At 71.1% G+C, this 15,356-nt stretch carries 16 protein-coding genes; 7 read left to right on the top strand and 9 right to left on the bottom strand.

Going from position 1 to position 15,356, the window contains the following annotated elements; translation table 11 throughout:
* The first annotated feature begins 73 nt into the window (after positions 1-73).
* Positions 74-448: a fluoride efflux transporter CrcB gene (gene crcB, locus ACIQE0_RS11885; RefSeq protein ID WP_366335948.1), complete on the top strand. Its 375-nt coding sequence runs from the start codon at positions 74-76 to the stop codon at positions 446-448.
* Between the two features lie 84 nt (positions 449-532).
* Here the strand turns inward: crcB and ACIQE0_RS11890 are convergent, their stop codons facing one another.
* A complete protein-coding gene (locus tag ACIQE0_RS11890; RefSeq protein WP_402330961.1) occupies positions 533-1,981 on the bottom strand; it encodes a short-chain fatty acyl-CoA regulator family protein in 1,449 nt (482 codons plus the stop codon).
* Positions 1,982-2,216: 235 nt separating this feature from the next.
* Between ACIQE0_RS11890 and ACIQE0_RS11895 the strand changes: the two genes are divergently transcribed.
* From ACIQE0_RS11895 to ACIQE0_RS11905, 3 genes are read left to right on the top strand one after another with little or no spacing between them, the layout of a single operon-like run.
* Positions 2,217-3,725 carry an MmgE/PrpD family protein gene (locus tag ACIQE0_RS11895; protein WP_366335944.1) on the top strand — a complete coding sequence of 503 codons (1,509 nt, stop codon included), beginning with the start codon at positions 2,217-2,219 and terminating at the stop codon, positions 3,723-3,725.
* Positions 3,725-4,633, top strand: coding sequence for a methylisocitrate lyase (prpB, locus tag ACIQE0_RS11900; protein ID WP_402330964.1), 909 nt, complete (start codon positions 3,725-3,727; stop codon positions 4,631-4,633). Before ACIQE0_RS11895 ends, prpB begins: the two co-directional genes overlap by 1 nt.
* Before the next feature lie 18 nt (positions 4,634-4,651).
* Complete coding sequence (locus tag ACIQE0_RS11905) at positions 4,652-5,791, top strand: bifunctional 2-methylcitrate synthase/citrate synthase (protein ID WP_402330965.1); 1,140 nt, start codon at positions 4,652-4,654, stop codon at positions 5,789-5,791.
* A gap of 176 nt (positions 5,792-5,967) precedes the next feature.
* Here the strand turns inward: ACIQE0_RS11905 and ACIQE0_RS11910 are convergent, their stop codons facing one another.
* Together ACIQE0_RS11910 and ACIQE0_RS11915 are read right to left on the bottom strand one after the other, a co-directional pair.
* Complete coding sequence (locus tag ACIQE0_RS11910) at positions 5,968-6,336, bottom strand: VOC family protein (RefSeq protein WP_366335939.1); 369 nt, start codon at positions 6,334-6,336, stop codon at positions 5,968-5,970.
* A gap of 86 nt (positions 6,337-6,422) precedes the next feature.
* On the bottom strand, positions 6,423-6,791 hold the full coding sequence (locus ACIQE0_RS11915) for a glyoxalase (RefSeq protein WP_366335938.1): 369 nt from the start codon (positions 6,789-6,791) through the stop codon (positions 6,423-6,425).
* 664 nt (positions 6,792-7,455) lie between these two features.
* Here ACIQE0_RS11915 and ACIQE0_RS11920 point away from each other — a divergent pair.
* On the top strand, positions 7,456-7,593 hold the full coding sequence (locus tag ACIQE0_RS11920; RefSeq protein WP_402330968.1) for a hypothetical protein: 138 nt from the start codon (positions 7,456-7,458) through the stop codon (positions 7,591-7,593).
* 206 nt (positions 7,594-7,799) lie between these two features.
* Complete coding sequence (locus tag ACIQE0_RS11925; protein ID WP_402330969.1) at positions 7,800-8,669, top strand: hypothetical protein; 870 nt, start codon at positions 7,800-7,802, stop codon at positions 8,667-8,669.
* Between the two features lie 66 nt (positions 8,670-8,735).
* On the opposite strand, the gene ACIQE0_RS11930 is transcribed toward ACIQE0_RS11925, so the two are convergent.
* On the bottom strand, positions 8,736-9,707 hold the full coding sequence (locus ACIQE0_RS11930; protein ID WP_402330971.1) for an EamA family transporter: 972 nt from the start codon (positions 9,705-9,707) through the stop codon (positions 8,736-8,738).
* 84 nt (positions 9,708-9,791) lie between these two features.
* Between ACIQE0_RS11930 and ACIQE0_RS11935 the strand changes: the two genes are divergently transcribed.
* Positions 9,792-10,730: a LysR family transcriptional regulator gene (locus ACIQE0_RS11935; RefSeq protein WP_402330973.1), complete on the top strand. Its 939-nt coding sequence runs from the start codon at positions 9,792-9,794 to the stop codon at positions 10,728-10,730.
* A 185-nt stretch (positions 10,731-10,915) separates the two neighbouring features.
* Here the strand turns inward: ACIQE0_RS11935 and ACIQE0_RS11940 are convergent, their stop codons facing one another.
* The 5 genes from ACIQE0_RS11940 to ACIQE0_RS11960 all read right to left on the bottom strand — a co-directional run bounded on the left by ACIQE0_RS11940 (position 10,916) and on the right by ACIQE0_RS11960 (position 15,211).
* Positions 10,916-11,299: a hypothetical protein gene (locus ACIQE0_RS11940; protein ID WP_402330975.1), complete on the bottom strand. Its 384-nt coding sequence runs from the start codon at positions 11,297-11,299 to the stop codon at positions 10,916-10,918.
* Positions 11,300-11,633: 334 nt separating this feature from the next.
* A complete protein-coding gene (locus ACIQE0_RS11945; protein ID WP_402330977.1) occupies positions 11,634-13,130 on the bottom strand; it encodes a multicopper oxidase family protein in 1,497 nt (498 codons plus the stop codon).
* A 193-nt stretch (positions 13,131-13,323) separates the two neighbouring features.
* On the bottom strand, positions 13,324-13,848 hold the full coding sequence (locus ACIQE0_RS11950; RefSeq protein WP_366333483.1) for a DUF4232 domain-containing protein: 525 nt from the start codon (positions 13,846-13,848) through the stop codon (positions 13,324-13,326).
* 245 nt (positions 13,849-14,093) lie between these two features.
* A complete protein-coding gene (locus ACIQE0_RS11955; protein WP_402330980.1) occupies positions 14,094-14,306 on the bottom strand; it encodes a DUF397 domain-containing protein in 213 nt (70 codons plus the stop codon).
* Positions 14,303-15,211 carry a helix-turn-helix domain-containing protein gene (locus ACIQE0_RS11960; protein WP_402330982.1) on the bottom strand — a complete coding sequence of 303 codons (909 nt, stop codon included), beginning with the start codon at positions 15,209-15,211 and terminating at the stop codon, positions 14,303-14,305. Before ACIQE0_RS11960 ends, ACIQE0_RS11955 begins: the two co-directional genes overlap by 4 nt.
* Positions 15,212-15,356: the final 145 nt, after the last annotated feature.

Below are 15,356 nucleotides of genomic sequence, written 5' to 3' on the forward strand. Positions count from 1 at the left end.
TCATGGACCAGGCACCGGCGACCCGCGACGGGGTCCGGGCCGACCGCACCACCGACCAGCAGGAGACCACGGCGTGAACTGGGCCCTCGTCCTCATAGGCGCGATGATCGGCGCCCCCCTGAGGTATCTGACCGACCGGGCCGTCCAGCGCCGCCACGACACCGTCTTCCCCTGGGGGACCTTCACCATCAACGTCCTCGGCAGCCTGATCCTCGGGCTGGTCACCGGTGCGGTGGCCGCCGGAGCGGCATCCCCTCATGTGCAACTGCTCGTCGGCGCCGGGCTGTGCGGGGCCCTGACGACCTACTCGACGTTCTCCTACGAGACGCTGCGCCTGACCGAGGACGGCGCGCGGCTCTTCGCCGCGGCCAACGTCGTGGGCAGCATCACCGCCGGCCTCGGAGCGGCCTTCATCGGGGCCGCGCTGGCGCAGGCGATCTGGGGATAGCGCGATCCGCTCCCCCTTCTGGCGAACGGCCCCAGGGCATCGGGTCGCGCCCTGGGGCCTTGTCGTGCCCGGGAGCGCGGAGGTTCAGCCGAGGGGGGTCCCCGACTCCACCGGGTAGGGCACATAGGTGCGGCGGTCCGGGTCGATGGCCAGGCGGCCGCCGGCCGGGGGGCGGGCCCGCTGTGCGCAGTCGCGGCGTTCGCAGATGCGGCAGCCCAGGCCGATGGGGGTGGCGGCGCGGGGGTCGTCCAGGGCGATGCCCTCGGCGTAGACGAGGCGGTGGGCGTGGCGCAGTTCGCAGCCGAGCGCGATGGCGAACTCGGCGCGCGGGGCGTGGTGGCCGAAACCGCCGCGGGTGAGGGTCCGCGCGATCCAGAAGTACCGCTTGCCGTCGGGCATTTCGGCGACCTGGGGCAGTATCCGGCCGGGCGCCGAGAACGCCTCGTACACCGTCCACAGCGGGCAGGTGCCACCGAGGCGGGAGAAGTGGAAGTCGGTCGCCGACTGGCGTTTGGAGATGTTGCCGGCCCGGTCGACGCGGAGGAAGGAGAAGGGGACGCCCCGGCGACCGGTGCGTTGGAGGGTGCTCAGGCGGTGGCAGACGGTCTCGAAGCCGACGCCGAAGCGCGCGGAGAGCAGCTCGATGTCGTAGCGCACGCCCTCGGCCGCGGCGAGGAAGGCGGTGTACGGCATGAGGAGGGCACCGGCGAAGTAGTTGGCCAGGCCGATGCGGGCCAGCGCCACGGACTCCGGCGAGGTCAACTCCACGGCGCTGGCGGCGAGTTGGTCAAGCAGTGGGCCGTGCTCCAACAGGGCGAGCTGGGTGGCGAGTTGGAAGGCGCGCTGGCCGTCGCTGAGCCAGGGGGAGAGGAACAGCAGACCGGTGTCGGGGTCGTACCGCCGGGCGTCGGCGGCACGGCCCGGCGCCGTCTGCACCACCCGGACGCCGCTCCGCTCGGCGAGGCGGGCGGTGAGCGGGTCGGCGGACCGGCCCGGCCGCAGTCCCATGCTCTCGGCCGCGCGCTCGGCCTCGGTGTCCAGGGGCTCGAAGTGGTTGTGGTGGGTGTAGAAGAAGTCCCGGACCTCGTCGTGCGGCTCGGTCGCGGGCAGCAGGCCGTCGTGCGCGCCGGGGGCCCCGAGGGCGGCGGCCTGTTCGGCGGTGTCGCGGTAGCGGCGGTGGAGGGAGACCAGCGCGCGGGCCACCTCCGGGTGGTCGCGGGCGGCTTCGGTGATCTCCTCGGCGGCGGGCAGCGGCACCCCGCACGCCTCGTCGGCGAGGGCGGCCCGCAGGTCGGCGGCGAGCCGGTCCTCCTCGGCGTCGGAGAAGAACTCCGCGTCGACGCCGAAGACCTCCGCGATCCGCAGCAGCACCGGTGCGGTCAGCGGGCGCTGGCTCTGCTCGATCTGGTTGGCGTAGCTGGTGGAGATGCCCAGGGCGCGTGCCAGGTCGACCTGGTTCATGCCGTGCTCGCGACGCAGGCGGCGCAGCTTGGCATGCGCGTAGACCTTGCGGTCGGCCGGTCGACGGGCCATCGCCCACCTCCTCGTCGCGGGACCGCGGGAACCGGTGCCGCCGGGTGCTACCGCGCGGCCCCGCAGCGGCAGTACCTTGCGAACATAGCATCCGCACAATTCGCAACATTCGCAGATTCACAGCCCCGGACCGTAGGGAATCCGCAGCTTGGCGGGGTGGCGCGAGCAGAGCCGCGCGGGGAGTCTCGATCACGTCAGCACTCGCCAGGACCACCCGACCTCCACGAGGAGTCCCGTGATCGAGCACCACGTCCGTGTCCACCCCAGCGCCGACCGGCTCCCCCGCGAGGACCAGCTCGCCTGGAAGCTCGCGGCGGTGGCGACCGGCACCGAGGAACTGGACGCCGACAGCGCCGGCATGGCCGTCAACCGCGTCATCGACAACGCCTCGGTCGCCGTCGCCTCCCTGCTGCGCCGACCGGTCGCCGTCGCCCGCGCCCAGGCCACCGCGCACCCCGGCGCCTCCCCCGGCGCCTCGGTCTTCGGCACCCGCACCCGCGTCTCCCCGGAGTGGGCCGCCTGGGCGAACGGCACCGCGGTCCGCGAGCTGGACTTCCACGACACCTACCTGGCCGCCGACTACTCCCACCCCGGCGACAACATCCCGCCCCTGCTCGCCGTCGCCCAGCACACCGGCCGCACCGGCGCCGACCTGCTGCGCGCCGCCGTCGCCGCGTACGAGATCCACGTCGCCCTGGTCAAGGGCATCTGCCTGCACGCCCACCGCATCGACCACGTCGCCCACCTCAGCGCGGCCACCGCCTGCGGTCTGGGCGCCCTGCTGCGGCTGCCGACGGAGACCGTCTACCAGGCCGTACAGCAGGCGGTGCACACCACCACCGCGACCCGCCAGTCCCGCAAGGGCGAGATCTCCAGCTGGAAGGCGTACGCGCCCGCCTTCGCCGGCAAGGCCGCCATCGAGGCCGTCGACCGGGCCATGCGCGGCGAGACCTCCCCCTCCCCGATCTACGAGGGCGAGGACGGCTTCCTGGCCTGGATGTTGGACGGTCCCGACGCCGACTACACCGTGCTGCTCCCCGAGCCCGGCGAGCCGCGCCGCGCGATCCTCGACACCTACACCAAGGAGCACTCCGCCGAGTACCAGGCCCAGGCGATCATCGATCTCGCGCGCCGACTGCGGGAGAAGACCGGCCCCCTTCAGCGGGTGCGGTCCATCGTCCTGCACACCAGCCACCACACCCACCACGTGATCGGCTCCGGGGCGAACGACCCGCAGAAGTACGACCCCACGGCCAGCCGCGAGACCCTAGACCACTCCGTGCCCTACATCTTCGCCGTCGCCCTGGAGGACGGCACCTGGCACCACACCCGCTCCTACGCCCCCGAACGCGCCCAGCGGCCGGAGACCGTCGAACTGTGGCGGAAGATCAGCACCGTTGAGGACCCGGAGTGGACCCGCCGCTACCACGACCCCGACCCGCAGCGCCGCGCCTTCGGCGGCCGCGCGGTGCTCACCCTCGACGACGGCTCGGTGATCGAGGACGAACTGGCCGTCGCCGACGCCCATCCGGCCGGCGCCCGCCCCTTCGACCGCCCCGCCTACGCGGCCAAGTTCCGCACCCTCACCGAAGGCCTCGTCACCCCCGGCGACCAGGACCGCTTCCTCGCCGCGGCCGAGCACCTCGCCGAACTGCGCGCCCCCGACCTGGACGGCCTGTTCCCGGCCGTCGACCCGCACACCGTGGCCGCGTACGACGCGCGGTTGCCGAAGGGCCTGTTCTGATGTTGCTGCACACCCGCACCACCCCCGCCGAACGCCGCCGCGCCCTCCGCGAGCGCCTGGCCACCGGGCGCCTGCTGCGCATGCCCGGCGCCCTCAACCCGCTCACCGCCCGCCTCATCGAGGAGCACGGCTTTGAAGCCGCCTACCTCTCCGGCGCCGTCCTCGCCGCGGACCTGGGCCTGCCCGACATCGGCCTGACCACCGCCACCGAGATCGCCGCCCGCGCCCAGCAGACGACCCGGGTCACCGACCTGCCCGTCCTCATCGACGCCGACACCGGCTTCGGCGAACCCATGAACGCCGCCCGCACCGTGCAGCTGATGGAGGACGCCGGGCTGGCCGGGCTCCACCTGGAGGACCAGGTCAACCCCAAGCGCTGCGGCCACCTCGACGGCAAGACCCTCGCGCCCCGCGAGGAGATGGTCCGCCGCGTCCGGGCCGCCGTCGACGCCCGCCGCGACCCCGACTTCCTGCTCATGGCCCGCACCGACGCCCGAGCGGTCGAGGGCCTGCCCTCGGCGATCGACCGGGCCAAGGCGTACGTCGACGCCGGCGCCGACGCGATCTTCCCCGAAGCCCTCGCCGACGAGGCCGAGTTCGAGGCGTTCCGCACGGCCGTGGACGTCCCGCTGCTCGCCAACCTGACCGAGTTCGGCAAGACCCCCCTCCTGGACACCCGCGCCCTGGAGAACCTCGGCTACAACATCGCCCTCTACCCGGTCACCCTGCTGCGCCTGGCCATGGGCGCCGCCGAGGACGGCCTGCGCACGCTCGCCGCCGAGGGCACCCAGGAGTCCCTGCTGCCCCGCATGCAGACCCGCTCCCGCCTCTACGAACTCCTCGGCTACCAGGACTACACGGCCTTCGACTCGGCCGTCTTCGACTTCACCCTCCCGCCCGGCACCTGACGCACGAAGGGCACAGCCATGTCCACCAGCTCCTTCGACATCCACCGCGGTCTCGCCGGTGTCGTCGTCGACACCACCGAGATCTCCACCGTCATCCAGGAGACCAACTCCCTCACCTACCGCGGCTATCCCGTCCAGGACCTCGCGGCCCGCTGCTCCTTCGAGGAGGTCGCCTACCTCCTCTGGCACGGCGAACTCCCCTCCCCCGCCCAGCTGCTGGACTTCCAGGCCCGCGAGCGCGCCCTGCGCCCGCTGGACCGCACCACCGCCGAGCTCCTGGTCCGGCTGCCGGAGACCTGCCACCCGATGGACGTCCTGCGCACCGCCGTCAGCTTCTTCGGCGCCGAGGACCCCACCGAGGACGACGGGAGCCTGACCGCCAACCGCGCCAAGTCCCTGACCCTGCTGGCGAAGCTGCCCACCGTGGTCGCCGCGGACATGCGCCGCCGCCGCGGACTGGCGCCCCTCGCCCCGGACCCCGACCTCGGCTACGCCGAGAACTTCTTCCACATGTGCTTCGGCAGCGTGCCCGACCCCGACGTCGTCCGCTGCTTCGAGATCTCCCTAGCCCTCTACGCCGAACACAGCTTCAACGCCTCGACGTTCACGGCCCGGGTCGTCACCTCCACCCTCTCCGACCTCTACAGCGCGGTCACCGCCGCCATCGGCGCCCTCAAGGGCCCGCTGCACGGCGGCGCCAACGAGGCCGTGATGCACATGCTGGAGGAGATCGGCGACCCGCAGCGCGCCGAGGAGTGGCTGGACCGGGCACTCGCCGACAAGCGCAAGATCATGGGCTTCGGGCACCGCGTCTACAAGCACGGCGACTCCCGCGTCCCGATCATGCAGACCGCCCTGGACCGCCTGGTGGCCCGCGCCGCTGACCCCGAGACGACCCGCCTGGCCGCGCTCCACTCGGCGCTGCAACAGGCCATGCTCACCCGCAAGGGCATCCACCCGAACCTGGACTACCCCGCCGGCCTCGCCTACCACCTGATGGGCTTCGACACCCCCGCGTTCACGCCGATCTTCGTGATGAGCCGCATCACCGGCTGGACCGCCCACATCACCGAACAGCTCGCCCACAACGCCCTCATCCGTCCCCTCGCCTCCTACGCCGGGCCGGGGCAGCGGGCGGTGCCGGCGGTACCGGCGTAGCGCCGGACGGCGGGAACCGGCGACGGTCGGGGAACGCCGGGCACGCGGGCGCCGACGCGAAAGCGGCGCCCGCTGTCTGCCGGAGACGTGAGCGGCCTGCCCGGTTCCCATCCGGTTCCCGATGGCGGCGTGCCGCGGGAGTTCACTGACGACGGGCTGCTGGACGCGGAGGTCCGTCAGTCGGTCGGGGTGAGGAATTCCAGACGGTTGCCGACCGGGTCCAGGCTGTAGAAGCGGCGCTGTCCGGGGACGCGGTCGTCCCAGACGACGGGCGCACCGTGGTTTCTGAGGCGGTCGGCGAGGGCGTCGATGTCCCGCACGCGCAGTCCGGGGTGGGTGCGGGCACCAGGTCGGTAGGGCGTCTCGACGCCGAGATGCAGCTGGGCACCACCGTGCTCGCCGGTGAACCAGCAGGCGCCGCGCACCGCGAGAACCGGCGGCCCGGTGACTTCCTCCATACCGAGCAGGTCGGCGTAGAAGGCGCGCAGCAGGGGCCCGCATCCGGCAGGGGCAGTGAGCCGGGCGTGGTCGAGGGTGACAAGCATGGGCTCTCCTCACAAGACAGCTTTGAACGAACGGGGCCGGCGCGTCGGACGGCGGTCGCGCGGCCGGAGCCGTGCAACGGGCCTGATCATGGCAGCGGTTGGAGGAATTCGAGGCGGTTGCCGACCGGGTCCTGGGTCTGGAAGCGGCGGTGGCCCGGCAGGCTGACGTACCACACGACCGGCGCGCCGTAGTCCTCCAGGCGGGTGGCGAGCCGGTCGAGGTCGGTGACCCGCACCGCCGGGTGGGCCTTGCGGGGTGGGCGGAAACCGTCCTCGATCCCGAGGTGGATCTGCAACTGGCCGCCGTCGGCGGCGAACCAGCAGCCGCCCCGGCGGGCCAGCCCGGCGGGCTGGGGGATCTCGGTCATCTGCAGGGCGGTGACGTAGAAACCGCGCAGGACGTCCTCGGAGCCGGCGGGAGCGGCCAACTGGACGTGGTCGATGGCGGCGAGCATGGGAACTCCGTTCAGGGAAGGGCGGGAGCAGCAGGGCCCGGGCGGACGTAACACGCCCCGGGAATCCGGCGGTTACCGCCCGTCGAGACGTCGGCGGTCTTGACGATGGCCGGGACCCTCGCAACCAGCGGGTGGGGGTACGCAGCAGTGCTCTCCCCACGAGTGCGCAGCACAGCGTCCCGGCACGGCCGGTGGTCGTGCGGGTGCCAGGCAGGGCAGGGATACCGCAGGGAGGGTGGTTACCGCGTACCGGAGGTCGGAGAAGACATACGGATACGGGGGCGACTGTGGCCCGGACTACTGCAATGGCCGTCCATGTCTCTCGCCTCCTTCCGGCCGGGGCGCGCGGGCGCCACGCGGACAACGCAACGAGCGGACCAGTCCTTGTGACCGGTTCACCCAACTCGTCGGAGCATCGGCACCGCAACGAGACGCCTCAAGCGTTGCGGTGACAGCCTACCACCCTACTTGCGCAAGAACGCAAGTAGTTGACGCGGGCTTGACCAACGGCTCCGCGGCGGGCCTGCGCCCTCTGCGTTCCCGCAGCATCGGCAGCGCACGTCTGCGCACCAACTGCGCCCGGATGCGGAGCAGTTGACGTCATGCTCGGCGCCCCACCTCACAGCGGCCGCTGCCGGTCGTCAAGCACGAAGCCAATGCGTTTGTGCCGCGCAAGATCCTTCTCACCCCGCCCGACAAGAGGTCGTACGTCACCCTCGACCGGCCCTACGGCGGCTCCATCCTCAACCAGCCCGGCGCCACCCACCCCGGCACCTTCGTCTGCCCCATCGGCGTGGGCTGAGCCCGGCATTCGCCGTCCGACATCACTCACAACCGGCTGACGCGGCGCGCCGAGCAGGCGGAAGCCCGGCCCGGGCCCGATCAGGCTGCGAACAGCGGGACGGGCCACCAGGCATCCAGTCACCAACCGCCGCGCGGCCCCTCCCCGTCCCCTTCCCCGCTCCCTGCCTTGATCGCCGGGAACGCGGCGGCGGATAGGGTGCGCGAGTGACTACACCTCAGCCCTCGCCCCAGGAATTCGGCGGTGCGCCCGGGTTCGGCGCGCCCGGCGGTGCCCCCGTGCCCGGCCCGCCGGCCGGTCCCCCGCCGCAGGCACCCGCGGGATTCCAGGCACCGGGCGGGAACCCGTACGGCCACCCCGGCCAACCAGGCCCCTATGGCGCCCCGCAGGCGCCCTACGGTGCACCGCCGCAGGCACCCTACGGCTATCCGGGCCCGGGCATGCCGCCGCCGGTTCCGCCCCGGCGCGGCGCCGGGAAGGTGTGGGCCCTCATCGGGGCGGTGGCCGGCGTCGTCGTCCTCGGCGGCATCGCGGCCGCCGTGGCCTTCAGCGGCGGAGGCGGTCCGGCCGGGCCGAAGTACCGGGTCACGGTGCCCCAGACACTGGCGGACGGCCGCTACACCCTCGCCAAGGACATCTCCGCCCAGGCCAGCAGCTCCGTACCCCACGACGGGGCCAACGAGCACGGTATCCAGTCCGTGGGCGGGCAGTATGCCAACGGGACCAAGTCGCTGGTGATGGTGGGTATTTACGGCACCATCGACGACCCGCGCACGACGGTTGCGCACTCCATCAGCGGCATGAAGAGCACCCCCGACACCCATGTCGCGGTGCCGGAGAAGGAGTTCACACCCAGCGGCGGCGGCGCTCCGCTGACCTGCGGGGTGGACGTGCGCGAGGAGATGGGCCAGAAGGTCACGCTGGAGTTCTGTGTCTGGGCGGACTCCAGCACGAGCGGGAACGTCGCCGAGACCGACGCCGACGACCTGGCGAAGGATCCGCAGTCGGTGGACCTCCAGGCGTTCGCGGACACCGTCGGCAAGATCCGCAGCGAGGCCAGGAAGCCGGTGGGCTGAGGCACCGCCCCTGCGCCGTGGCCCCCGGGAGCGCCCGGGGACCCGACGGGTGTCCGCCTCCGCCCCTCAGGGCGCTTCCGCCGGACGGGGTTGCGGCGCGGGCGCGCCGGCCTCGGTCGGTTCGGTCGGTGTGCGCGCGCCGGTACGCGTGACACCGACGCCGGCGATGACGACGACGACCACACCGGCCGCCGGCGCCAGGCCCGGTGTCTGGCCGAGCACCAGCAGGCCGATCAGCAGCGCGACGGCCGGTTCCAGGCTCATCAGCGTGCCGAAGGCGGCGGTGGTCAGTCGGCGCAGGGCGAGGAATTCGAGGGCGAAGGGCAGGACCGGACTCACCGCGGCCAGCACCAGCATGATCCAGACCGGCCGCCAGGTCAGATGCCCCCACAGACTCGGGCCGGCGATCAGCGCGCCGAGCAGACCGGCGACAGGCATCGAGACCGCCAGGCCGCCGAATCCGGTGACGCGGTCGCCGACGCGCTGGGTCAGCAGGATGTAGGCGGCCCAGCAGCCCGCCGCGGCCAGCGCGCAGACCAGTCCCACGGCGTCCAGGCCGCCGTGCCAGGGCTCGGTGAGCAGCAGCACCCCGAGCCCGGCCAGCACCGCCCACAGTTTCCGTCCGCCGCCCGGCCCGAACAGGGACACCGCCAGGGGCCCGAGGAACTCCAACGCGCTCGCGGTGCCCAGCGGCAGATGCGCCACCGCGAGCATGAAGAACAACATCATGCCGGCGGTGGCCGCGCCCAGCACCGTGCAGGCGCCCAGGTCCCGCCGGGTGAAGTCGCGCAGGCGGGGTCGTATGAGGACCAGCATGAGCAGCCCGCCCCAACCCAGCCGCAGTCCCGCCGTACCGAGCGCACCGAGCTGTCCGAAGAGCGGGATGGCCAGGGCCAGCCCCAGTTGGACGGAGGTCATGGAGGCGACCGCCATCAGGAAGCCGGTCTCGGCACCGCCGGGGCGCCATCGGCCCGCGCCGACGCTGCGGAGACGGGACGGGGAGCGGCCCTGGGGGCCGTGGGAGTCGAACGCAGACATGAGGGTCAGTAGATGCCCCAGGCATCATTCACGTCCACGTGCTGATCATGGACATTCCGTTCGGGAATCCCGAACAATGGGGGGATGGAAACGCGCCGACTGCATCTGCTGGTGGAACTCTCCCGGCTGGGATCCATGCGCGCGGTCGCCGAGGCCACCGGCACCACCACCTCCACCGTCTCCCAACAGATCGCCGTACTCGCGCGGGAGATGGGCACCGACCTGATCGAACCGCACGGCCGCCGGGTCCGCCTCACCCCCGCCGGCCGCCGCCTGGCCGAACACGCCGTGACCATCCTCAGCGCCGTCGAGGCCGCCCACCTCGACCTCGCCCCCGGCGCGGAACCCAACGGCACCCTGCGCATCGCCGGCTTCGCCAGTGCCATCCGCGCCCATCTGCTGCCCCTGGTCGCCGAACTGGCCACCAGCCACCCGCGGTTGCACCTCCTCGTCCGCGAGCACGAGCCCGCCGAGGCCCTCGCACTGCTGGCCTCGGACGAGACGGACCTGGCACTCACCTACGACTACAACCTCGCCCCGGCCACCTTCGACCCCGCCGTGCGCGCCACCGCACTGTGGACCACTCCCTGGAGCCTGGGCGTCCCCGCGGCAGCCGCCGACGGCGCCGGGACGGCCGCCGAGGTCTTCGCCCGCTTCCGCGGCCACGACTGGATCGTCAACTCCCGCAACACCGCGGACGACACCGCTATCCGCACGCTCGCCTCCATGGCGGGCTTCACCCCGCGCATCACCCACCGCGCCGACAACCTCGACCTGGTCCAGGGCATGATCACCGCGGGCCTCGGCGTGGGCCTGCTGCCGGCCGGCATCCCCACCTTCCCCGACGTCCGCCTCGTCCCGCTCACCGCCCCCGACGTGCTGCTCCGCGCCTACGCGGTAGCCCGCCACGGCCGCCTGAACTGGCCCTCGCTCGCCCTCCTCATCGACCTCCTGACCGAACGCTCCAGGCAACCGACCGTCCCGGACGGGCCTGACGGACCGGGTGAGATCCCAGTCGGCTAGCGGCCTTCCGCAGCAGGGGATCACCCCCGCATCGGCGGGGACCACTTCGCCGTGGTCGGACTACGGGGCAGTGAGGACTTCTCCGCAGCCGAGGATGGCTGCGAGAGTCTCTCCCCTCCTGAGAACTCACCGCACAGGGCCGGCCCGAAGGCTCCTCGCCCGTCCTCATTCCCCCGGGTGGAGCGCTACGAGCACTCAGGCAGGCCGGGGGCGGGGTCCTTGTTGGTGTTCACTGCCACGGTCGGAGCGTTGCCCCAGTAGTCCTCGCCCTTGAAGTGCGCCCAGTACCAGATGTCGTTGCCTCCCGAGTGGGGGGCGCCATGTCCCCAGCACGAATACCGGCTGGAGGTGCCGGCGGCGAGTTTGTGGACGACCTCGGAATCGTAGTCGCGTTGGCGGTACAACTTGATCTCCGTCTTGGTGCCTGTGCAGTACAGGACCTTGGAGCGGACCTCGCATTCGGCGGCTTTCTGCGGCGTTCCCTCGCCGGCCGCGCCGCCCCCGCCGCCCAACGCGGAGGTGGCGGCGCTGACCACGCCGAACACCCCTCCCCCGACGGTCGTGATCACAGCTGTGACAAGAGCGACTTTGCTGGCCTCGGTCAGACTGCCGAACCACTCCCGTGCCTGGCGCGTGCGCGATCGCGGCCGGGGTGAAGGTAATGGTCCGGAACCCGAGTCAGGGGTTGGGCTCGGGTCGCTACTCGGAGATGGCGGTGCCGAGGACAACGAAACCTCCTGGCCTTCCATCGGCTGGTCGAGGTCAAGACAGTAGAGGATTCGAGTGACCAAGGCCACACGGCAAGGTCAGGGCATGTACCGCCTGTTGACGACGAGACCGACTGCTACCTCACCACCACGCGAGCCCCGGGCCGAAAGGCCATGGTCTGAGGTAATTGGGGATTCATCCCCCGTGCGTGGCCCGGGGCCGTGCGCCGGGGGGAACGATGTCCAGGACGCCCATCATGCCCATGTCCTCGTGATTGAGGATGTGGCAGTGGAACACGGTCCTGCCGGTGAAGTCCCTGAAGTGGATGCGCACGACGATCGCACCGCGCTTCCGCACATTCACCGTGTCGAAGACGCCCTGGGCGGGGTCGTGGGCCTTCCCGTCGGCGCTCATCAGCTGGAAGTGGTTGGTGTGCAGGTGGAAGCTGTGGTCCTCGTCCGAGTCGTTGCGGACGGTCCACTCCTCGACGGTGCCGAGGCGGGAGACGAAGTCCGTCCGGTTCGGGTCGTACGTCCGGCCGTTGATGTAGAAGACCGTGCCGGCCTTGTTCTCCGTGAAGACGACGGTCTTGCGGTCCGCGATCGTCGCGTGGCTCAGATCCTCGTACGGGCCGAGGCCGGTCGGGAGCGCGGCCCGCGTCATGGGCGTGCCGCTGGTGACGACCGTGGCGAGGCCGGCCCTGGGGAACTGGTTCCCGGCCGGGCCCGTGTTGTACGGCAGGGTCTCCAGCGCGGTGGTGCCGGGAGAGCCGCCCTGGACCAGGACATCGAAGCGAGCGGCCGCGGGGACGAGCAGCGTGTCCTCGGCATGGACCCTCCCCACGGGGACGCCGTCCTGAGCGATCACGTGGAAGCGGATGCCGGGCAGGTGCAGCTTGTAGTAGATGTTGGCGCCGATGTTGGCCAGCCGCCACAGTTGGGTCTCGCCCGGCCTGATGCGGATCACCGGGTTCTGCTGGCCGTTGACGGTGCGGTGGGTGGCTGCGCCGATGCTCAGAGGATGGGTCTTGATGGCGTCACCGGCGACCTGGAAGTCCTTGAGCGCGATGGTGTGCTCGGTGATGTGCCGCAACGACGCAGGCAGGTGCCGCTTCAGGCCCTCGACGACGAGGATGCCCGACTCACCACCCGCGACCTGCGGGGCGGACAGCATGTCGGCGTGTGAGTGGTACCAGAAGGTGCCGGTGGGATGGTTGCGCGGCAGCCGGTAGGCGTAGTGGTACGACTGCCCGTACTTGATCGAGAGGAAGATGTCGTCGGAGGGCGCACGCGGCGACACGAAGAGTCCGTGCGTGTGCAGGTTGGTGTACTTGTCGGCGTTGTTCGTCATGGTCAGGTCGATGCGGTCGCCGGGCCACACGCGCAACGTGGGCGGCATGTACGCCCCGTTGTAAGTCGTCGCGTACAACTGGCGGTTGCCGACCCGGACCTTGCGGCGTTCCACCACGATCGTGGTCCTGAGCACGCCGTGGCGGCTGGCCACCTCCGGCGGGTCCTGGAGCCGCGGCCCCGCGCCTGCCGGCGTGGGCCTGTCCTCGGCCATACGCCCGTGCAGGGCGCCAGGCGGTCCGCTCGGTACGGTCCCCGTGCAGCCGGCGAGCCAGAGCGCGGCCAGGAGCAGCCCGGCAGCGATGCGGGTCGGCGAAGTACGGGGCGTGGTGGGCCAGTTCACGGGTCTCCCCAGGAAACGGGCGGGCCCCGACCGGGAACGTCCGGCCGGTGGTCCGTATGCGGCTGGTCGGTCAGACGGAGAGTAAGGGCACAACGGTCCCCTGCCACCCGGCCACGCCAGACCGACGCCGCCGATCCGCCCGAACAGGCCCCGTGCGACCGTCCGCGGCGGACCGGACTGCGTCCTGCAAAGGTCAGGCGCCTGGCCGGACCGGGCCGATGACGGTGCCGGCGTCGACGGCGAGCCGGCCCTGGGCAGAGGATTCGCCGGGGATCACTCCGCCCGGGGCCCTGAGCGTGAAGGTCGCCTCGTCGGCGGGAGCGCCGGCGGCGCCGTTGGGAACCTGGATGTCGAAGTGGACCGGGTGACCGGGCCCGAAGGCCACCACCCTGTTCTGCGAGCCGTACCGGCCGGCAGTGACGCCGACCGGGGAGCCATGATGGTGGAACCGCACGTCGGTCGGCGATCCCGCCAGCCTGCACGGTTCGTACCCGGGCGCCGCGGTCAGGGTGACGCGGTAATGGCGATGCCCCGAGGTCGCCGGGGCCGCACTGATCTTCGCGATGTGGTTCGCCGGTCGGCACGACGAGGGCGCCAGGGTGGCGCCCGGCGACGTCGCGGCAGTCGGTGACGACGCCTGCGCCGGCCCCCCTCCCCAGACACCGACCAACACGGTCACGGCAGCGGTGACGACGACCTTCCGCATGCTCCTACGCATCACGAACTCCCCATTCCTGCTCAGCAGTCCACGGATTCCCGGAACCCCGGTGAACTCCATCCCGGTGAACTCCATTCCTCCCCCTCACCGGAGCGACGAATGCCGTAGGACCATCACGTCTGTACCAAAACACCCGTTCCCCCCTGAGAGTGGCCGCCCACTTCCCCGACGGATGCAGACAGCCCCTTCACCGTGAGCCGATGGGTGAAAGGGGCCGTCTGCCGCACTCGTGGGGATCTCCAGGGTCAGTTGGAGAATGCCCCGCTCTTGATGGCCGAGATGAAGGAGGAGAAGGACTCGGCAGAGAAGGAGAGGGCCGGGCCCTCCGGGGTGGTCTTACTGTCCCGGACCGGGACGATGCCGGTCGCGCGGGCCGAAGTAGGGGACCATTCCAAACAGTTGCCGCCCTCTGGGCTGCTGTAGCTGCTCTTTACCCACTGGGTCAGACCGGTGATCACGACAGTGACTCCATCTGCTCTTCGATCATGCGAGCACTCACCCGTGTGGAAAGTGCCTCGCCAGTCAGTTCATCGTAGGTCCGAATGGCCCTCCGCACGTGATCGGGTTCATCGATGATGTTCGCCGTTCGGTACGTCTCGACGCACACCGAGACAGCGTGATTCGGAGAGGTGATCAGCGAGACCGGCCAATCGATGAAGAGACTTCCCGGGGCGTCCAGCGGCAGCACCTGGAGTCGCACGGTCGAACGCTTTCCCAGCTCCAACAGGGTCTTGAGCTGTCGCCGCATGACCTCATGAGGGCAAAACCTCCGACGCAACACAGATTCGCACAGCACTACTTGCACGTCCGGCGGAACATCTCCGTCCAGCAGAGATTGTCGGCGCAGCCTGTTGCTGACATCCCGCGCGACCTCGTCCTCTCCGGCGCGCGGCGTACCGGCCTGGAGCAGGTACTTCGCGTAGTCAGCGGTCTGGAAGAGTCCTGGGACGATCGTCGGCGACCACTCTCGAATCGCGACGGCTGAGCGCTCCAGTGCCATGCGTTGCCGGTACAGCGAGGGGAAGCTGCGCGACACGATCTCCTCGTAGAGCCGTTTGAACGTCCCGTCTGTCCCCAGGACTTCGTCCAGCTTCGCCGGTAGCTCCGGGGGGATGTGGCCCTTGCAGGTCTCCACCCGGCTGATCGTCGACTTCGACGTTCGGGCCAACCGACCCAGCGCCTCCTGGCTCAAGGCCCTGGGGTCGTGCAGCTCCCGGGCACTTTTCAGTTCCTCGGCGAACTCCCTTCGCGAGTCGGTAACTTCCTCTCCCCGTCCGCTGTCAAGGTCGTTCCCATTTCCCATCATTTCCCCCTGACCACGCAACCGGTCCCGGTGGCCGGTGTCGGCGTTCTTGCAGGTCACAGCGATTCACATATGCCATACCGACCAGCCCCCAAGCCGGTCGATGAATCGCTCGCCAGCGTAGCTCCCACCTCATAGCTTCGTGACCAGTTGAACGCACAGTGTCACCGTACGGGTGACTGTGCCCACCGACCATGGTGAAGGC

Origin of the sequence: Streptomyces sp. NPDC093097 (assembly GCF_044754325.1) — a bacterium.
GTDB lineage: Bacteria > Actinomycetota > Actinomycetes > Streptomycetales > Streptomycetaceae > Streptomyces.

Excerpts from the sequence above, each read along its gene's own strand:
- ACIQE0_RS11890 (WP_402330961.1), bottom strand. The coding sequence starts at position 1,981 with ATGGCCCGTCGACCGGCCGACCGCAAGGTCTACGCGCATGCCAAGCTG.
- prpB (WP_402330964.1), top strand. The coding sequence starts at position 3,725 with ATGTTGCTGCACACCCGCACCACCCCCGCCGAACGCCGCCGCGCCCTC.
- ACIQE0_RS11905 (WP_402330965.1), top strand. The coding sequence starts at position 4,652 with ATGTCCACCAGCTCCTTCGACATCCACCGCGGTCTCGCCGGTGTCGTC.
- ACIQE0_RS11910 (WP_366335939.1), bottom strand. The coding sequence starts at position 6,336 with ATGCTTGTCACCCTCGACCACGCCCGGCTCACTGCCCCTGCCGGATGC.
- ACIQE0_RS11915 (WP_366335938.1), bottom strand. The coding sequence starts at position 6,791 with ATGCTCGCCGCCATCGACCACGTCCAGTTGGCCGCTCCCGCCGGCTCC.
- ACIQE0_RS11930 (WP_402330971.1), bottom strand. The coding sequence starts at position 9,707 with ATGTCTGCGTTCGACTCCCACGGCCCCCAGGGCCGCTCCCCGTCCCGT.
- ACIQE0_RS11935 (WP_402330973.1), top strand. The coding sequence starts at position 9,792 with ATGGAAACGCGCCGACTGCATCTGCTGGTGGAACTCTCCCGGCTGGGA.
- ACIQE0_RS11950 (WP_366333483.1), bottom strand. The coding sequence starts at position 13,848 with ATGCGTAGGAGCATGCGGAAGGTCGTCGTCACCGCTGCCGTGACCGTG.